This window comes from Pseudomonas sp. TE3644 (assembly GCF_056278815.1).
Genome location: NZ_JBWBQF010000001.1, coordinates 1,196,521 through 1,213,177, shown reverse-complemented (window position 1 = coordinate 1,213,177; position 16,657 = coordinate 1,196,521). Strand labels below are relative to the sequence as shown.

9 protein-coding genes and 4 tRNA genes are annotated in these 16,657 nt (G+C 61.8%); 3 read left to right on the top strand and 10 right to left on the bottom strand.

What is annotated here, in order from left to right:
• Positions 1-79 precede the first annotated feature (79 nt).
• The 4 genes from lon to tig all read right to left on the bottom strand — a co-directional run bounded on the left by lon (position 80) and on the right by tig (position 6,061).
• Entirely contained in the window at positions 80-2,476 is a 2,397-nt protein-coding gene (gene lon, locus ACZ9GA_RS05485; protein WP_457356718.1) for an endopeptidase La, read from the bottom strand.
• 150 nt (positions 2,477-2,626) lie between these two features.
• Positions 2,627-3,910 (bottom strand): ATP-dependent Clp protease ATP-binding subunit ClpX, encoded by a 1,284-nt coding sequence (gene clpX / locus ACZ9GA_RS05480; protein WP_027981470.1) that lies wholly within the window; start codon positions 3,908-3,910, stop codon positions 2,627-2,629.
• Positions 3,911-4,017: 107 nt separating this feature from the next.
• Positions 4,018-4,659 carry an ATP-dependent Clp endopeptidase proteolytic subunit ClpP gene (gene clpP, locus ACZ9GA_RS05475; RefSeq protein WP_457356719.1) on the bottom strand — a complete coding sequence of 214 codons (642 nt, stop codon included), beginning with the start codon at positions 4,657-4,659 and terminating at the stop codon, positions 4,018-4,020.
• 91 nt (positions 4,660-4,750) lie between these two features.
• Positions 4,751-6,061, bottom strand: a complete 1,311-nt coding sequence (gene tig, locus ACZ9GA_RS05470; protein ID WP_457356720.1) for a trigger factor — start codon at positions 6,059-6,061, stop codon at positions 4,751-4,753.
• 341 nt (positions 6,062-6,402) lie between these two features.
• On the opposite strand from tig, the gene ACZ9GA_RS05465 reads away from it, so the two are divergent.
• Positions 6,403-6,537: a hypothetical protein gene (locus ACZ9GA_RS05465; RefSeq protein WP_457356721.1), complete on the top strand. Its 135-nt coding sequence runs from the start codon at positions 6,403-6,405 to the stop codon at positions 6,535-6,537.
• A gap of 107 nt (positions 6,538-6,644) precedes the next feature.
• Here ACZ9GA_RS05465 and ACZ9GA_RS05460 read toward each other — a convergent pair whose 3' ends face one another.
• The 5 genes from ACZ9GA_RS05460 to ACZ9GA_RS05440 form a co-directional block, all read right to left on the bottom strand.
• Entirely contained in the window at positions 6,645-7,658 is a 1,014-nt protein-coding gene (locus ACZ9GA_RS05460) for a GNAT family N-acetyltransferase (RefSeq protein WP_457356722.1), read from the bottom strand.
• 236 nt (positions 7,659-7,894) lie between these two features.
• Positions 7,895-7,970: transfer RNA gene (locus ACZ9GA_RS05455), tRNA-His, on the bottom strand.
• Positions 7,971-8,023: 53 nt separating this feature from the next.
• Positions 8,024-8,108, bottom strand: a tRNA-Leu gene (locus ACZ9GA_RS05450).
• A gap of 55 nt (positions 8,109-8,163) precedes the next feature.
• Positions 8,164-8,239 (bottom strand) — tRNA-His (locus ACZ9GA_RS05445).
• Between the two features lie 43 nt (positions 8,240-8,282).
• Positions 8,283-8,359: transfer RNA gene (locus ACZ9GA_RS05440), tRNA-Arg, on the bottom strand.
• A 279-nt stretch (positions 8,360-8,638) separates the two neighbouring features.
• Between ACZ9GA_RS05440 and folD the strand changes: the two genes are divergently transcribed.
• Positions 8,639-9,493 carry a bifunctional methylenetetrahydrofolate dehydrogenase/methenyltetrahydrofolate cyclohydrolase FolD gene (gene folD, locus ACZ9GA_RS05435; RefSeq protein ID WP_457356723.1) on the top strand — a complete coding sequence of 285 codons (855 nt, stop codon included), beginning with the start codon at positions 8,639-8,641 and terminating at the stop codon, positions 9,491-9,493.
• Between the two features lie 150 nt (positions 9,494-9,643).
• Positions 9,644-15,160, top strand: a complete 5,517-nt coding sequence (locus tag ACZ9GA_RS05430; protein WP_457356724.1) for an NEL-type E3 ubiquitin ligase domain-containing protein — start codon at positions 9,644-9,646, stop codon at positions 15,158-15,160.
• A gap of 109 nt (positions 15,161-15,269) precedes the next feature.
• On the opposite strand, the gene cysS is transcribed toward ACZ9GA_RS05430, so the two are convergent.
• On the bottom strand, positions 15,270-16,652 hold the full coding sequence (cysS, locus tag ACZ9GA_RS05425) for a cysteine--tRNA ligase (protein WP_457356725.1): 1,383 nt from the start codon (positions 16,650-16,652) through the stop codon (positions 15,270-15,272).
• Between the last annotated feature and the right edge of the window lie 5 nt (positions 16,653-16,657).

The window sequence follows — 16,657 nt, the reverse complement described above, 5'->3', positions numbered from 1 at the left end:
CTGCTGACACATTGAAGTGCCGCTTTATAACAAGGGCTTTAAAAAGCTGTCAAGAAAGCCCCCCGGTGAAAAATGCTTGCTAGTGCGTGCTGATTCTTTCCTTGGAATCAGAGTCGCGTTTCTCGTCCTTCGCGACAATCTCCGGAGCCACATCGGGCAAGGGCTCCGGGGCGTATTGCAGCGCAATCTGGAGCACTTCGTCAATCCATTTAACCGGTTTAATCTGAAGATCCTGCTTAATATTGTCAGGAATTTCCTTCAAATCACGCACGTTCTCTTCGGGAATGATCACTGTCTTGATTCCACCGCGGTGAGCGGCCAGCAATTTTTCCTTCAGACCACCAATAGCTAGCACCTGACCACGCAAAGTGATCTCGCCAGTCATGGCCACATCGGCACGAACCGGGATCTGGGTCAGTGCCGAGACCAGTGCGGTGCACATGCCGACGCCGGCACTTGGGCCATCCTTCGGTGTGGCGCCTTCGGGCATGTGGATGTGGGTGTCGCGTTTCTCGTGGAAGTCCAGGGGGATGCCCAGGCTCTTGGCGCGGCTGCGCACCACGGTCAATGCGGCGGTAATGGATTCAACCATCACATCACCCAGCGAACCGGTCTTGATCAACTGGCCCTTGCCCGGTACCACGGCGGCTTCGATGGTCAGCAGTTCGCCGCCCACCTGGGTCCACGCAAGGCCGGTCACCTGGCCGATCTGGTCCTGCTGCTCGGCCAGGCCGTAACGGAACTTGCGCACGCCCAGGAAGTGCTCGAGCGAGTCGGAGGTCACTTTCACCGAGAAATGCTTGTCGCGGGCGTGTTCCTTGACCACCTTGCGGCACACCTTGGCGATCTGACGCTCCAGGCCACGCACACCGGCTTCACGGGTGTAGTAGCGGATAATGTCGCGAATCGCGGCCACTTCCAGCTCCAGCTCACCCTTCTTCAGGCCGTTGGCCGTGATTTGCTTGGGCGACAGGTACTTGGTGGCGATGTTGATCTTCTCGTCCTCGGTGTAACCCGGCAGGCGGATCACTTCCATCCGGTCCAGCAACGCTGGCGGGATGTTCATGGAGTTCGAGGTGCAGAGGAACATCACGTCCGAGAGGTCGTAGTCGACTTCCAGGTAGTGGTCGTTGAAGTTATGGTTCTGTTCCGGGTCCAGCACTTCCAGCAGTGCCGAAGCCGGGTCGCCACGCATGTCGCTGCCCATCTTGTCGATTTCGTCCAGCAGGAACAGCGGGTTGCGCACCCCTACCTTGGTCATCTTCTGGATCAGGCGGCCCGGCATGGAACCGATGTAAGTACGACGGTGGCCACGGATCTCGGCCTCGTCACGCACGCCGCCCAGGGCCATGCGCACGAACTTGCGGTTGGTGGCATGGGCGATGGACTCGGCCAGCGAGGTTTTACCCACGCCAGGCGGGCCGACCAGGCACAACACCGGACCACGGATCTTTTTCACGCGCTTCTGCACGGCGAGGTACTCAAGGATACGTTCCTTGACCTCTTCCAGGCCGTAGTGGTCGGCGTCGAGGATGTCCTCGGCGCGGGCCAGGTCAAGGCGCACCTTGCTCTGGGCCTTCCACGGCACTTGCACCAGCCAGTCGATGTAGGAGCGCACCACGGTGGCTTCGGCCGACATTGGCGACATTTGTTTCAGCTTGTTCAGCTCGGCCTGGGCCTTGGCGTAAGCGTCTTTTGGCAGGCCAGCGGCTTCAATGCGCTTTTTCAGCTCTTCGACTTCGTTGTGGCCTTCGTCGCTGTCGCCGAGTTCTTTCTGAATGGCCTTCATCTGCTCATTCAGGTAGTACTCGCGCTGGCTGCGCTCCATTTGTTTTTTCACCCGGCCACGGATGCGCTTCTCGACCTGCAGCAGGTCGATTTCGGCGTCCAACAGGGCCAGCACGTGCTCGACCCGCGCGGACAGGTCGATGATTTCGAGGATTTCCTGCTTCTGCTCGATCTTCAGCGCCATGTGCGCGGCCATGGTGTCGACCAGGCGGCCGGGCTCATCGATGCTGTTGAGCGAGGACAGGACTTCGGCGGGGACTTTCTTGCCCAACTGCACGTATTGCTCGAACTGAGCCAGCAGGCTGCGCACGAACACCTCGGACTCGCGGTCCGGGGCCTCGACTTCGTCGATCAGCTGCACTTCAGCGCGGCAATGGCCGTCCACTTCCATGAAGCTTTCAACGGTACCGCGCTGCTCACCCTCTACCAGCACCTTGACGGTGCCATCAGGCAGCTTGAGCAATTGCAACACGGTGGCAACGGTACCCACGCGATACAGGGCGTCTTCGCCTGGATCATCGTCGGCTGGATTCTTCTGGGCCAGCAGCAGGATCTGCTTTTCGCCCGTCATCGCCGCCTCGAGGGCTTCGATGGATTTCTCGCGCCCCACGAACAGCGGGATCACCATGTGCGGATACACGACGACATCACGCAATGGCAGGAGAGGCAATTCGATGGTTGTCTTCATGATTTCGCCTCTACAGCGGCCCTCGGGCCGTAGACAGATGGAATTGAGCTTGTGATCAATGTGGGGGCAGCCCCACAAAAAAACAAGCGCTGCGGGCAGGAAAAGCAAAGGGGCCCGAAGGCCCCTTCCTGTTTCAAGCCGCAGTACGACTTATGCGTCTGGCGCAGCCTTGGCCGGCGTCTCACTGTTTTCGTAGATTAACAGTGGCTTGGACTTTCCTTCGATGACGCTTTCGTCGATCACCACTTTACTGACGTCAGTCTGCGAAGGGATCTCGTACATGGTGTCCAGCAGCACGCCTTCCAGGATCGAACGCAGGCCACGGGCACCGGTTTTACGTTCCAGCGCGCGGTGAGCCACGGACTTCAGCGCGTCGGTACGGAATTCCAGGTCCACGCCTTCCATTTCGAACAGCTTGGCGTATTGCTTGGTGAGGGCGTTCTTCGGCTCGGTGAGAATCTGCATCAGCGCAGCTTCGTCGAGCTCGTCAAGGGTCGCCAGCACCGGCAGACGGCCAACGAATTCCGGGATCAGACCGAACTTGACCAGGTCGTCAGGCTCGACTTCACGCAGGGACTCGCCCACCTTCTTGCCTTCCTGTTTGCTGCGCACCTGGGCGTTGAAGCCGATGCCGCCTGCGGTGGAACGGTTCTGGATGACCTTTTCGAGGCCCGAGAACGCACCGCCACAGATGAACAGGATGTTGCGGGTGTCGACTTGCAGGAACTCCTGCTGAGGATGCTTGCGACCGCCTTGTGGCGGTACCGAGGCAACGGTGCCCTCGATCAGCTTCAGCAATGCCTGCTGCACGCCCTCGCCCGAGACATCACGAGTGATGGACGGGTTGTCGGACTTGCGCGAGATCTTGTCGATCTCGTCGATGTAGACAATGCCCATCTGGGCCTTCTCGACATCGTAGTCGCACTTCTGCAACAGCTTTTGAATAATGTTTTCAACGTCTTCACCGACATAACCCGCTTCAGTCAGCGTGGTGGCGTCGGCGATGGTGAACGGGACGTTGAGCAGGCGCGCCAGGGTTTCAGCCAGCAGCGTCTTGCCCGAACCGGTCGGGCCGATGAGCAGGATGTTGCTCTTGCCCAGCTCGACGTCGTCGCCTTTCTTGTCGCGTTGGTTCAGGCGCTTGTAGTGGTTGTACACCGCTACCGCCAGAACTTTTTTGGCACGTTCCTGACCAATGACGTACTGATCAAGGATGCCGCTGATTTCTTTGGGCGAAGGCAATTTATGCGCGTTGCTTTCGGCCTGGGCTTCCTGCACCTCCTCGCGGATGATGTCGTTGCACAGGTCGACGCACTCGTCGCAGATAAAGACCGAGGGGCCGGCAATCAATTTGCGTACTTCATGCTGGCTTTTGCCACAGAAGGAGCAATAGAGCAATTTGCCGTTGTCCTCGCCGTTGCGGGTGTCAGTCATTCGATCGATCCAAATCCGATAGGCTTGCAACACAAGATGAAGGCAATCGCGGGGTTTTTCAAGTCCGCAGGTGGCTGACAATGCCAACCACCTGGCATTTGCTCCGCTTAGGCAGGCATCTGACGCTTGTTGATGACCGAGTCGACCAGGCCGTACTCAGCCGCACGCTCGGCATTCATGAAGTTGTCACGATTGGTGTCTTGCTCGATCTGCTCGATGGTCTGGCCGGTGTGGTAGGCCAGCAGCTCGTTCAGGCGATGACGAATCGTGAGGATTTCGCGGGCGTGAATGTCGATGTCCGACGCCTGGCCCTGGAAACCGCCCAGTGGCTGGTGAATCATCACACGCGAGTTGGGCAGGCAGTAACGCTTGTCCTTGGCACCACCGGCCAGCAGGAAGGCGCCCATGCTGCACGCCTGACCAATACAGGTGGTGGACACGTCCGGCTTGATGAACTGCATGGTGTCGTAGATCGACATGCCTGCAGTCACCGAACCGCCTGGGGAGTTGATGTACAGATGGATATCCTTGTCCGGGTTTTCGGCTTCAAGGAACAGCAGCTGTGCGCAGATCAGGTTGGCCATGTAGTCCTCTACCGGGCCGACCAGGAAAATCACTCGCTCTTTCAACAGACGCGAGTAGATGTCGTATGCGCGCTCGCCACGAGCCGATTGCTCGACAACCATCGGGACCAGGCCGCCAGCGGCCTGGATGTCAGAACTGTGCTGAATATAAGAATTGCGGGACATGTCTCGCACTCACTCCCAAATAGTCAAGTCTTGAATACGCATAAGCCAGCACGAAGGCTGGCTTATGGTGGTGTTCCAACGCAGGAAGGAATCAGTCGGCTTGTGCAGCTTCCACCGGCTTGACTGCTTCTTCGTAGGAGACCGATTTGTCGGTCACGCTAGCTTTCTGCAGAACAGTATCCACAACTTGTTCTTCCAGCACAACCGAACGCACTTCGTTCAGTTGCTGGTCGTTCTTGTAGTACCACGCCACGACCTGCTCTGGCTCCTGGTAGGCCGAGGCCATTTCCTGGATCAGCTCACGTACGCGGGCTTCGTCCGGCTTCAGCTCGTTGGCCTTGACCACTTCAGCGACGATCAGGCCCAGGACTACGCGACGCTTGGCTTGTTCTTCGAACAGCTCGGCCGGCAGTTGGTCAGGCTTGATGTTGCCACCGAACTGCTGAACGGCTTGAACGCGCAGGCGGTTCACTTCGTTTTCCAGCAGGGCTTTTGGCACTTCGATCGGGTTGGCAGCCAGCAGACCGTCCATGACCTGGTTTTTCACCTTGGTCTTGATGGCCTGGCGCAGCTCGCGCTCCATGTTCTTGCGAACTTCAGTGCGGAAGCCTTCCAGACCGGTTTCCTTGATGCCGAACTGATTGAAGAAAGCTTCGTTCAGTTCTGGCAGGGTCGGTGCGGAAACGCTGTTGACGGTGACGGTGAACTCGGCGGCTTTGCCAGCCAGGTCCAGGTTCTGATAGTCCTCTGGGAAGGTCAGGGTCAGAACGCGCTCTTCACCGGCCTTGGCGCCAACCAGGCCGTCTTCGAAGCCTGGGATCATGCGGCCGGAACCCAGCACCAGCTGAGTGCCCTGGGCCGAACCACCGGCGAAGGCTTCGCCGTCGATCTTGCCGACGAAATCGATGTTCAGCTGGTCTTCGTTTGCAGCGGCATGGTCGGCAGCTTCAAAACGAACGTTCTGCTTGCGCAGGATTTCCAGCATGTTGTCCAGGTCGGCGTCAGCCACTTCGGCGCTCAGGCGCTCGACAGCGATGGACTCGAAACCTGCGACGGCGAACTCTGGGAATACTTCGAAAGTAGCGACGTATTCCAGGTCCTTGCCCTTTTCGAACACTTTAGGTTCTACAGCCGGGGCACCGGCTGGATTCAGCTTCTGCTCAACCACGGCTTCGTAGAAAGTCGCCTGGATCAGGTCGCCCAGGGCTTCCTGACGAGCGGAATCTTCGTAGCGCTGGCGAATAACGCTCATCGGCACTTTGCCAGGACGGAAGCCTGGAACCTTAGCGCGACGGGCAGTCTGTTGCAGACGCTTGTTGACTTCGGTCTCGATGCGCTCGGCAGGCACGCCGATGGTCATGCGGCGCTCGAGAGCGGAAGTGTTTTCAACAGAAACTTGCATGGATTTTCCTCGTTGCACAGACGTTAGCCGGCCATTTCCGACCCCAATCAAGGGCATGCATTCTAGAGGGTCGAACACAAGAAGTCACCCTGTGCAAGGCAGCTTGAAACAACGAATGGCAAAAGTGCCGCAAAAGCCCGCCTGCAAAGGGCTTGGCAGGGCTCTGGCCGTAGTTTTCCACGCGTTCGCGATGCGACCGACGGCATTTACCCGGCGAGCATGCACTGATACCGCGCACGCGGATCTTTTCAAAATATTTACGTTCATAGACAAACAGTTACAAAAATCCGGTGTCTGATACATCAGAACGGGCGCATTTACCCCGACACCAGGAGACAACCGTGTTCAACAAACTGACCAAGTTCACTATCGCCGCCTTCGCTGCCGTCGCCATCGCCAGCACTTCGGGATGCATTATCCTGCCGGGCCACGGGCATGGCGGCGGCGGCGGCCATCACGGCGGCTGGTACCGCTGATAGCTAAGCAGGCAAACTGACGAAAGCCCGCCTTCGCAAGAAGGCGGGCTTTTTGTTGTGCGGCCCGCAACCGCAGCGCGCACCCGCACTGCAATCGCCTGCCCCCGCTAACAGAGCGGGCAGCGCTCGAAAAACCCTTCGCGGCTCTGCACCATCAACGCAGCGCGCTTGTGGGGGAAGTCAAATTCCTTCTCCTTCCAGAAACCCTGGCGCTGCATGTGGCCGATCATTCGGGCATTGTCCGCGCGAGGCTCGGCGACAACCCGCTGAGTGCGGGGATCGTCCAGCAGCAGGTAATGCACCAGCGCGCCGAGCCAGCTCTGCACCTTGTGCGGGCCACGGTGTGCGTCCTCCCCCACCAGCATATGGATGCCGCGGTCATAGTCATCGGCCTGGTAAAACGGCGCAATGCGATCCTCCTTGGCCCAATAGGCCTCAAAGTACGCAAACGGCTGATCATCGAAACAGCCGATCAGCGTCAGGCTGTGAGGATCAGCGGCAAGCCTTTCCAGGTATTCACGATGCTGGGCCACACTCCCACCCTCTTGCCAGAACTCCAGCACCCGCGGGTGGTTCTGCCAACGGTTGAAGCGCTGCAGATCCGTGTCGATCTCCAGGGTGCGCAAGGAAATCCAGCTTCCCAGCCGCGCGTCGAAACGACGATAGACCTCACCCTGCGGCTTGGGCGCACGCACGGGGTGACGGCGCCCCTCACTCATGCACAGCTGCTGCGGATACACACCGGCACCGGGCGCCTTCAACCATGGCCGGCCCAATTGCCAGAATGCCGCGCGCTGAATCTGGTACTCGCCGACACCCGGCCCCTGCTTGAGCAAGCCTTGCCGCAACACAGACGCAGGGCATTGCGTCGCATCCATCCGGATGGTCACTGCCTGACAGCCCGGATCACTGGCAAAACAGCCCTGGGCCAGGGCCCACAGGCCCACCTGAAGTTGCGGCACGTGAGCGCCAGCCGGCAGCTGCCAGGCATCGCCGTGGCGAGTCAATTCGAGCAACAATTGCTCATCGGCCAGCAATCGCAGGAAACGCTCGCCGACATCGATCACCAACCGGCGCCCATCGGGCAAATACAGCGGAACAGGGTCAGGGCTAAGGAACATGACGGGTCAACCTCGGGCTTGGCAGTAAATGCACGAATGGAAACTACGCCCCGCATGACAGGCCAGCAGTGATCTGCGGCCTTGCCACACCAGGTTCCAATAAGACGAGGCAGAGCAGGAAAGAATTATGCCTAGCGCCGCGCTGAGCGCTTTTCGGGCACGACGCCGGGAAACTTAAACACCGGGAAAAACAAAAAAGGCGCCTGATTCGCATCAGGCGCCTTTTTCATGAGATATGGGGTGGACGATGGGGATCGAACCCACGACAACAGGAGTCACAATCCTGTGCTCTACCAACTGAGCTACGCCCACCATAAAACATTTACAACCAGTGCCCCACTACAGACGGGGCGATACAGCTTGAATGGTGCGGACGAAGAGACTCGAACTCTTACAGCTTGCGCCGCTGGAACCTAAATCCAGTGTGTCTACCAATTTCACCACGTCCGCATTGAAGCGTTTTAAAGCAAAGGCGCCAGACTCTCATCAGGCGCCTTTCGAAATATGGGGTGGACGATGGGGATCGAACCCACGACAACAGGAGTCACAATCCTGTGCTCTACCAACTGAGCTACGCCCACCATATTGCGCTTACTGCGTCACTTGTGCCAAAGCTGCCTGAAATGGCGCACCCGGCAGGACTCGAACCTGCGACCATCCGCTTAGAAGGCGGATGCTCTATCCAGCTGAGCTACGGGCGCTTATATAACCTGCAATCGGTTACGACTGCAAATTGTAAGCTTCAGTCATGCCGAGTTAAATGACTAACTCTGCCTGACCTTTTTCACCAGTGCTAGGCCCTGCCCGACAAGTGCGACGAATGTTATAGACGACCGGTCAGGTCGTCAACTCCTTTCTGAAAAAAATTCATTTTATTTAAGGGCTTAGCGGAATCGTCGGACCAAGCGCCTTTGCCCTTCCTCTATAGCATGCGAGAATGCGCGCACATTTTCTTCCCTCTCGATGGTTAATCACGCGTCATGACTGCACAACTTATCGACGGCAAGGCAATCGCCGCCAGCCTGCGCCAGCAGATCGCCCAACGGGTCACCGAGCGTCGCCAGCAAGGCCTGCGCACGCCGGGCCTGGCAGTGATCCTGGTCGGCAGCGATCCTGCCTCCCAGGTTTATGTCTCGCACAAGCGTAAAGACTGCGAAGAGGTCGGCTTTCTGTCCCAGGCCTTCGACCTGCCTGCCACCACCACCCAGCTTGAGCTGGAAAGCCTGATCGACCGTCTGAACGATGACGCGAACATCGACGGCATCCTGCTGCAACTGCCGCTGCCCGAGCACCTGGACGCCTCCAGGCTGCTGGAGCGCATTCGTCCGGACAAGGACGTGGACGGCTTCCACCCCTACAACGTCGGCCGCCTGGCCCAGCGCATCCCGCTGCTGCGCCCGTGCACGCCAAAAGGCATCATGACCCTGCTGGAAAGCACCGGTCAGGACCTGTACGGCATGAACGCCGTAGTCGTGGGCGCCTCCAACATCGTCGGCCGCCCCATGGCCATGGAACTGCTGCTGGCCGGTTGCACCGTGACCGTCACCCACCGCTTCACCCAGGACCTGGCCGGCCACGTCGGCCGTGCTGACCTGGTGGTGGTGGCCGCCGGCAAGCCGGGCCTGGTCAAGGGCGAGTGGATCAAGGAAGGCGCCATCGTCATCGACGTGGGCATCAACCGTCAGGCCGATGGCAAGCTGGTGGGCGACGTGGTGTACGACACCGCCCTGCCCCGCGCCGGCTGGATCACCCCGGTACCGGGCGGCGTAGGCCCGATGACCCGCGCCTGCCTGCTGGAAAACACCCTGTATGCCTGCGAAAGCCTGCATGCCTGAGTGATGCCGGTGCTGTGAAGAACGCCGCATGCCCGGACCCGGGATGCGGCGTTTTGCATGGCGCCGCCATTGGGTGGTAAGTATTACCCACCTGCGAAACATCTCCCTGCCTACCATCACGCGCTCACTCACTGACAAAAGGACTTTGTCATGCCAAGCGCCCCTCAACCTGATCACGCCACCCTTATCAAGGGCAAGCTCCCTGCGTGGCTGCTGGCCGAGCCCGCCAGCACGCGCCAAGCATTGCGCCGCGCCGGTGCAGCCCCCCTTCCCTGGTTCGAACAGGCGCTGACGAGCAGGCCGGACACGGTCGCCGCCCTGCGCAGCGCCTACGCCCGCCATCGTTTCGATACTACCCAGCTCAATGCCATGCTTGACCACCTGCCCAGCGTCGAAGCCTTCGCCGAACCGCTGCTCAAGGCCGCGATCCTTGCGCGCTTCAAGATCAGCCTGGACGTGAACCGCACCTACCTGTTCAACGCCGCCCACGCCCTCATCGATCAATCGTTCCAGGCTGCCTCCACCGACCCCGCCGTCAGTATCCAGCGCGCGCTCAAGGGCGCGACCAGCACGCTGCTGACCGCTGCGTTGCAAAACTTCGAGCCGGCGCACGCCGAGCCGCACGGAATGGACGGTGAGCGAGGTGCCGCGGGCCTCTACGCAGCCTATCCAGTGCAGGGCATTTCCGTGATCGGTGAACGGCTGCCCATCGAACCCCACGCCTTCGCCGCCCTGTGCCGCGAGCTGGACCTGGGCCAGCGCTATCAGCAGCAGATCACCACCGCCCTGCAGTCCATCGCCCGCCCCGGCGATGCGCCTGACGCGGCCGAGGCCAACATCACCGCGCGCTTCAAACTGTTCGAGCAATCCGCCTTCGAGTTGCAGGTGCACCTGGCTTTGCTCAAGCACGACATCAGCCAAACCACGCACCAAGCCTTGCTTGAGCTTGCCCGGCACCAGCACGCCAGCCAGTGTCACTTCCTGAGCCTGTTCGACGTGGAACTGTCAGGCATCGTCGCCATCATGCGCGACGACGGCGTCACGGTGTATATCCCGGAAGACCCCATGGCACCGCTGAAAACCTACGAAAACGCGGCGCACTTCACCCACGCTCTGCGTGATCGCCTGGGCAACCCCGCCTACCAGCGCTTCTTCGCCCGGTTCGTGCCAGCCCGCCAGCGCAATACCGTATTCAGCCGGCTGCACAGAACGCTTTACCCACTGACCTGGAACAGTGCCCAAGGCCTGTACGAAGAAGTACTGGACACCTCGGCCAGGCTGGACCTGCGAAGCACGGCGTTTGACAGCGATTTCCTGGCCGCCCTGGTGACCCGAAAGCGCCTTGCACTGACCTCGGACGCGCTGTTCCACGCGGTGCCCACCGCCGTGCAAAACCAGAAAGCCCACGATGAAAAGGTCCAGTACGCCCTTGGCCTGTTCTATGAAGGCCTGAACGTGGCGGCCTTCGCGGTGCCCGCCCTGGGCGCCGTGATGCTGGCCGTCACGGCGGTCGAGTTGTGCCACACCGTCTATGAAGGGTTCGTCAGCCTGAGCCGGGGTGACCGCGACGCCGCCTTCAGCTATTTCATGGACGTGGCGGACAACCTGGCCATGCTGGCCCTGTTTGCCGCGGCCGGCGGCGCGGCCAGCGGCAGCATTCCCGCGCTCGAACCTCCGCCTGCCGTGGCTGGCATGAAGCCGGTGGTACTGCCCGACGGCAGTTCCCGCCTGTGGCAGCCAGACCTTGCGCCCTTCCATCATGACGTGCTGCTGCCCGCCACCCTCAAGCCCGACGCCCAAGGCCTGTACCACCACGGGGGCAAACAGTGGCTGCCGCTGGACGGCCGCACCTATCAGGTCAAGCCGCCCGAGGGCGACAAGCCCTACCGCCTCGTCCACCCCACACGCCCCGACAGCTATGAACCGCCCCTGCGCGGCAACGGCAAAGGCGCCTGGCTGCACGAACTGGACACGCCCGGCGAATGGGAAGGCGACACACTGTTCAGACGCCTGGGCCATCCCGCGCACGATGTGCCGGAGAAAATGGCCCGGCGCATCATGCGCGTCAGCGGCACCCACGACGCCGCGCTGCGCCGCAGCCTGGACCTGGGCGAGGCGCCACCGCCCCTGCTGGAAGACACCCTGCAACGCTTCAAGCTGGACCAGGCGCTTGAGGGCAGCGACCCCACCACCCGTAACAGCCTGTTCGACAGCCGCTATCAGGCCCTGCAGCATAGCGAAGCACCGTTGCCGCAACTGATTCGCCGCAGCTTCACCGACCTGCCCACCGTGGTCGCCGAGGAACTGGTGGCCCATGCCACCCCCGCAGAGCATGCCACGTTGCAGGACCAGGGCCGGATCCCCCCTCGCCTCGCCGAGGAAGCCCAGGCGTACCGGCGCAGGATTCGACTGGCCCGTGCCTACGAAGGCCTGTTCCTGGACAGCGTGCACAACCCCGACAGCGAGAAGGTCAAACTGCACAGTCTCGAAACCCTGCCGGGCTGGTCCCGGGAGGTCAACATCAGCGTGCGCGACGGCCATTTCCGCGGCGCCGAACTCGACAGCAGCGGCCCCGCGCAGGCGCCCATTCGCAAAGTGCTGATCAAGGAGGGGCATCGCTATGAAACCCGCGATGAAGACAACGGCCATCTGCACGGCAAGGATGATCTTTATGGCTCGGTGCTGCATGCCCTGCCTGACCCGCAACGCGCTCAACTGGGCTTTCCGCACACTGGCCAGAAGGCCGAGCTGATGGTGGCTGTGCGCGATGTCGCGCTGCTGCCACGCCGCAAGGTAGAGGCTTTGCTGCAGACCCGCCCCCACGAGCCGGGCGAACGCTCGCCCATGGGCCTGGCCGAAGGCAGGGCCGGCCTGCCCGTCACGGCAACCGGCCGCGTCATTCTGCAAGACTCGCTGCTGGACAAGCTGCGCATCCTGGAACTGGAGGCGACGTTCCAGGCCGACGCCTCCGCCCTGCTGGGCTGGCTTGAGGAAAGCGGCCTGAGCCGCGAAGCCATCGACGCCCGCCTGAACCAGTTGCTGAGCGAGCAGCAAGCCCTGCAAGCCAGCCTGGACCAATGGGCGCAGGATGCCAGCGCGCTGCCTGCACTGGACGCCACCCGGCAAGCCAGTCGCCAGCGCATCGGCGAGGCCCTGTGGCACCACTGGCGCGCCAACAGCCTGCCCGAGCTGGGCCGCCGCAATGTGCCCCTGCACCTGGACGGGGTGATCCTGCAGGACTTCCCGCAGCAGCTGCCTCACTTCATCTACCCGCAGGTGCACAGCCTGGAGCTGAGCAACTTCAGCCCCCGCTCCCCGGATCTGATGAGCAACCGCCCGCTGACAGAGCTGATTGCCGAGAGCACCGCCCAAGCCGAGACACTGGGGCGATTCTTTGGCCGCTTCCCCCAGGTGACCGAACTGCGCCTGACTGGCAGCCGCACCTACCCGTTCAACGCGCGCCAACCCTGGACAAGGCTGGTGCGCGAACATTTCCCTGGGCTGACCTCACTGGACGTGGTGGACATGTCCCTGCTCATCCAGCCCCCCGAAATGGCCGACCTACGCGCCCTGACCCAACTGCGGCACCTGGACTTGAGCGGCAATTTCCTCTCCGGCACTCCGAACTTCGCCGGGCTGGAACTGGACTACCTGGGCCTGGATCGCACCGTGTATGACGCCCGCCACGCCATCGCGCCGCTGTTCGACGACACCTTGCTGGACCACGTGAGCGAGATCTCCCTGCGTGGCAATCGCCTCACGGAACTGCCTGTCCAGGTCCTGGCCAACCCCACCACCCCGGGCCGGCGAACCCGCATCGACGTGCGCAACAACCCCTTGTCGCGAGCGACCACGTTCGAAGCGCTGATGAGTGAGCGAACCAACAGCCGGTACTACTTCTCGGTCGACCTGCCGGAGTCCGAACGCAGTCAATTGACCCTGCAACGCGATCAGCTGGTACGCGCCCTGGACGACTGGCGCCAGGCATCAGGATCGTCGAGCGCGGTCAATGTCGAACGCGAAGCCCAGCGCGACCTGACCGAGCAGTTGCTGCTGAACTATTGGAATAGAGCCTCAGCCAATAGCAGCGCACCAACCCTGGATCTGGAGGGCGACATCAGCGATTTCCCCCTGGCGCTACCGGACTTTTTCTATCAGCGAGTGGAACGGCTGGCCCTGACCCGCCCCCTCGGCAGCCCTGCCGAGCTGGACCGCTTGTTGCGGCGTTTCCCACGCCTGGAAAGCCTGACGCTGTACGGGCACGCCGCCCCGTTACGCGGCCTGCCGGCGGCGATTCGGGACATGTCCAGCCTGCATTACCTGGACCTGACCGACCAGGGCCTGGTCATCGACCAGGCGCTGCTCGACGACCTGGCGCGCATCACCACCCTGCGCGGCGTGGCACTGGAGAACAACCGGATCGGCACGGTGACCGACGGCTCGGTATTGCGCCGCACCGGCATTAACTCGCTGAGCCTGGAAAACACCGGACTGACCACATGGCCCACCTGGGTGAATGAGCTGCTGCCGCGCCCCTTGCAGGCCCTGAACCTGGAGAACAACCAACTGCGGGCCGTGCCTGACTACCTGATTGCCAATGCCCGTAGCCAGGATCACGTAACCCACATCAACCTGCGCAGCAATCCACTGCCCGATACCCTGATGCAGAGTTTGCACGTGTCCGAGTCCTATTCCACCAGCTACACCTTCGACACGGACCTGGCCGAGTATGTAGGGGGGTCTTCAAGCTTCGGCGATTCGGACAGCAGCCACTCGTCTCACGGGTCGCCCGCCCCGAGCGCGCCGGCCACCGTCGAACCCTGGCTGACCAGCGGCGATGTCGAACAGTTGGCCGCTCGCCGCCAGGTGTGGGAACACCTGGCGGCCCAGGGCAACAGCCCGCACTTGCTCAGCCTGATCGATCACTTGCAGGGCGCCGCGGACTACCGCACCGCCGCCAGCCGCGCCACCCTGACCGAGCGGGTGTGGGCCGTACTGGAGGCCGCCGACCAGGACGCCGTGCTGCGGGAATTACTGAACGCCACGGCCGAAGCCCCTCTGCAACAATTGCGCAGCCGCGAGACCTGCTCCGATGGCATGCGCCTGGCGTTCAACCAGATGGAGATTCAGGTGTTCACCCAGCGCGCGATCAGTGAATCGCCAGGGCTGGACCGCGGGCAGCAGCTGCAACGCCTGGCACGGCGCCTGTTCCGACTGGAGGAACTGGACCGCCTGGCCATCGCCGCCAGCGGTTCAAGGGATGAAGCCGAGGTGCGCCTGGTGTATCGCTTGCGCCTGGCGGCAGCGCTGGACCTGCCGCTGCAACCGTCGAGGATGCTGTACGAGACCGTGGCCAACGTCAGCCAGAAAGAACTCGATACCGCGCTGGGCAATGTGCAGAACGGCGAGCACGGGCAGGCATTTTTGCGCTACGCGGCGACGCAGGATTTCTGGACCACTTACCTGCGCGAAACCTATGCCGAGCGGTTCAAGGTGTTGAAGGAGGAGTATGAGGCGAGCGTGCTGGCGCTGGATGACCGCTACCCCGAGGAAACCCAGGAGCAATTGGGCGCGCGTATTGTGGTGCTGGAACAGCAGTGGCGGGAAAAGGAGGTGGAACTGCTGATGGAGTTGACGCGAATGGAGGAGCGTAGCGCGGACGCTTGAGACCTTCAGCGTGCTTGAGGGCCAGCGCAGCCTGGCGGCAGCGGCTACGAACTGTAGCCGCTGCCGAAGGCTGCGCTGGCCCTATCAGGCACCCAAGCGCGCTTCAGGCCTAATCAGCCAGACGCCAGGTGGTACCACCCTTGCCGTCTTCCAGCACCACGCCCATGGCGGTCAGCTGGTCGCGGATACGGTCCGATTCGGCCCAGTCCTTGCCCGCACGCGCCGCCAGGCGCGCGGCGATCAAGGCAGCGACTTCGGCCGCGTCGACCTTGCCTTCGGCACCGGCACGCAGGAAGTCATCGGCTTCCAGTTGCAGCACGCCCAGCAGGCTGCCCAGCTCACGCAGACGCGCCGCCAAGCCAGCCGCCGCCTCCACATCGCTGTCACGCAGACGGTTGATCTCGCGCACCAGGTCGAACAGCACCGCGCACGCCTCGGGCGTGGCGAAGTCGTCGTTCATCGCGTCGGTGAAACGCGTGACGTACTCTTCGCCACCGCTGGCCGCAACGGCCGGCAGGCCCTTGAGCGCGTGGTAGAACCGCTCCAGCGCCCCTTTGGACTCGCGCAGGCTGTCCTCGGAGTAGTTGATGGAACTGCGGTAGTGGCTGGACACCAGCAGGTAGCGCACCACCTCCGGGTGATACTTGGCCAGCACGTCGCGAATGGTGAAGTAGTTGCCCAACGACTTGGACATCTTCTCGCCATTGATGCGAATCATGCCGCAGTGCATCCAGGCATTGGCGTACTGCTGGCCGGTGGCGGCCTCGCTCTGGGCGATCTCGTTCTCGTGGTGCGGGAACTCCAGGTCGTTGCCACCGCCGTGGATGTCGAAGGTGTCACCCAGGCAGCAGGTCGACATCACCGAGCATTCGATGTGCCAGCCCGGACGGCCCGCACCCCATGGCGATTCCCAGCTTGGCTCGCCCGGCTTCACGCCTTTCCACAGCACGAAGTCCAGCGGGTCCTGCTTGGACTCGTCCACTTCGATGCGGGCACCGATGCGCAGGTCTTCGATCTTCTTGCGCGACAGCTTGCCGTAGCCCTGGAACTTGCCGACGCGGTAGTACACGTCGCCATTGCCCGGGGCGTAGGCGTAACCCTTGTCGATCAAGGTCTGGATCATGGCGTGCATGCCGGCGATATGGTCGGTGGCACGCGGCTCCAGGTCCGGCTTGAGGATGTTCAGGCGCGCTTCATCCTCGTGCATCGCGGCAATCATGCGTTCGGTCAGGGCGTCGAAGCTTTCGCCGTTTTCCCGGGCACGGTTGATGATCTTGTCGTCGATGTCGGTGATGTTGCGCACGTACGTCAAGTCATAGCCGCTATGGCGCAGCCAGCGGGTCACCAGGTCGAAGGCGATCATGCTGCGGCCATGGCCGATGTGGCAGAAGTCGTAGACGGTCATGCCGCACACGTACATGCGGACCTTGTTGCCGTCCAGCGGCTTGAAGACTTCCTTGCTCTTGGTGAGCGTGTTGTAAATGCTGAGCACGATGA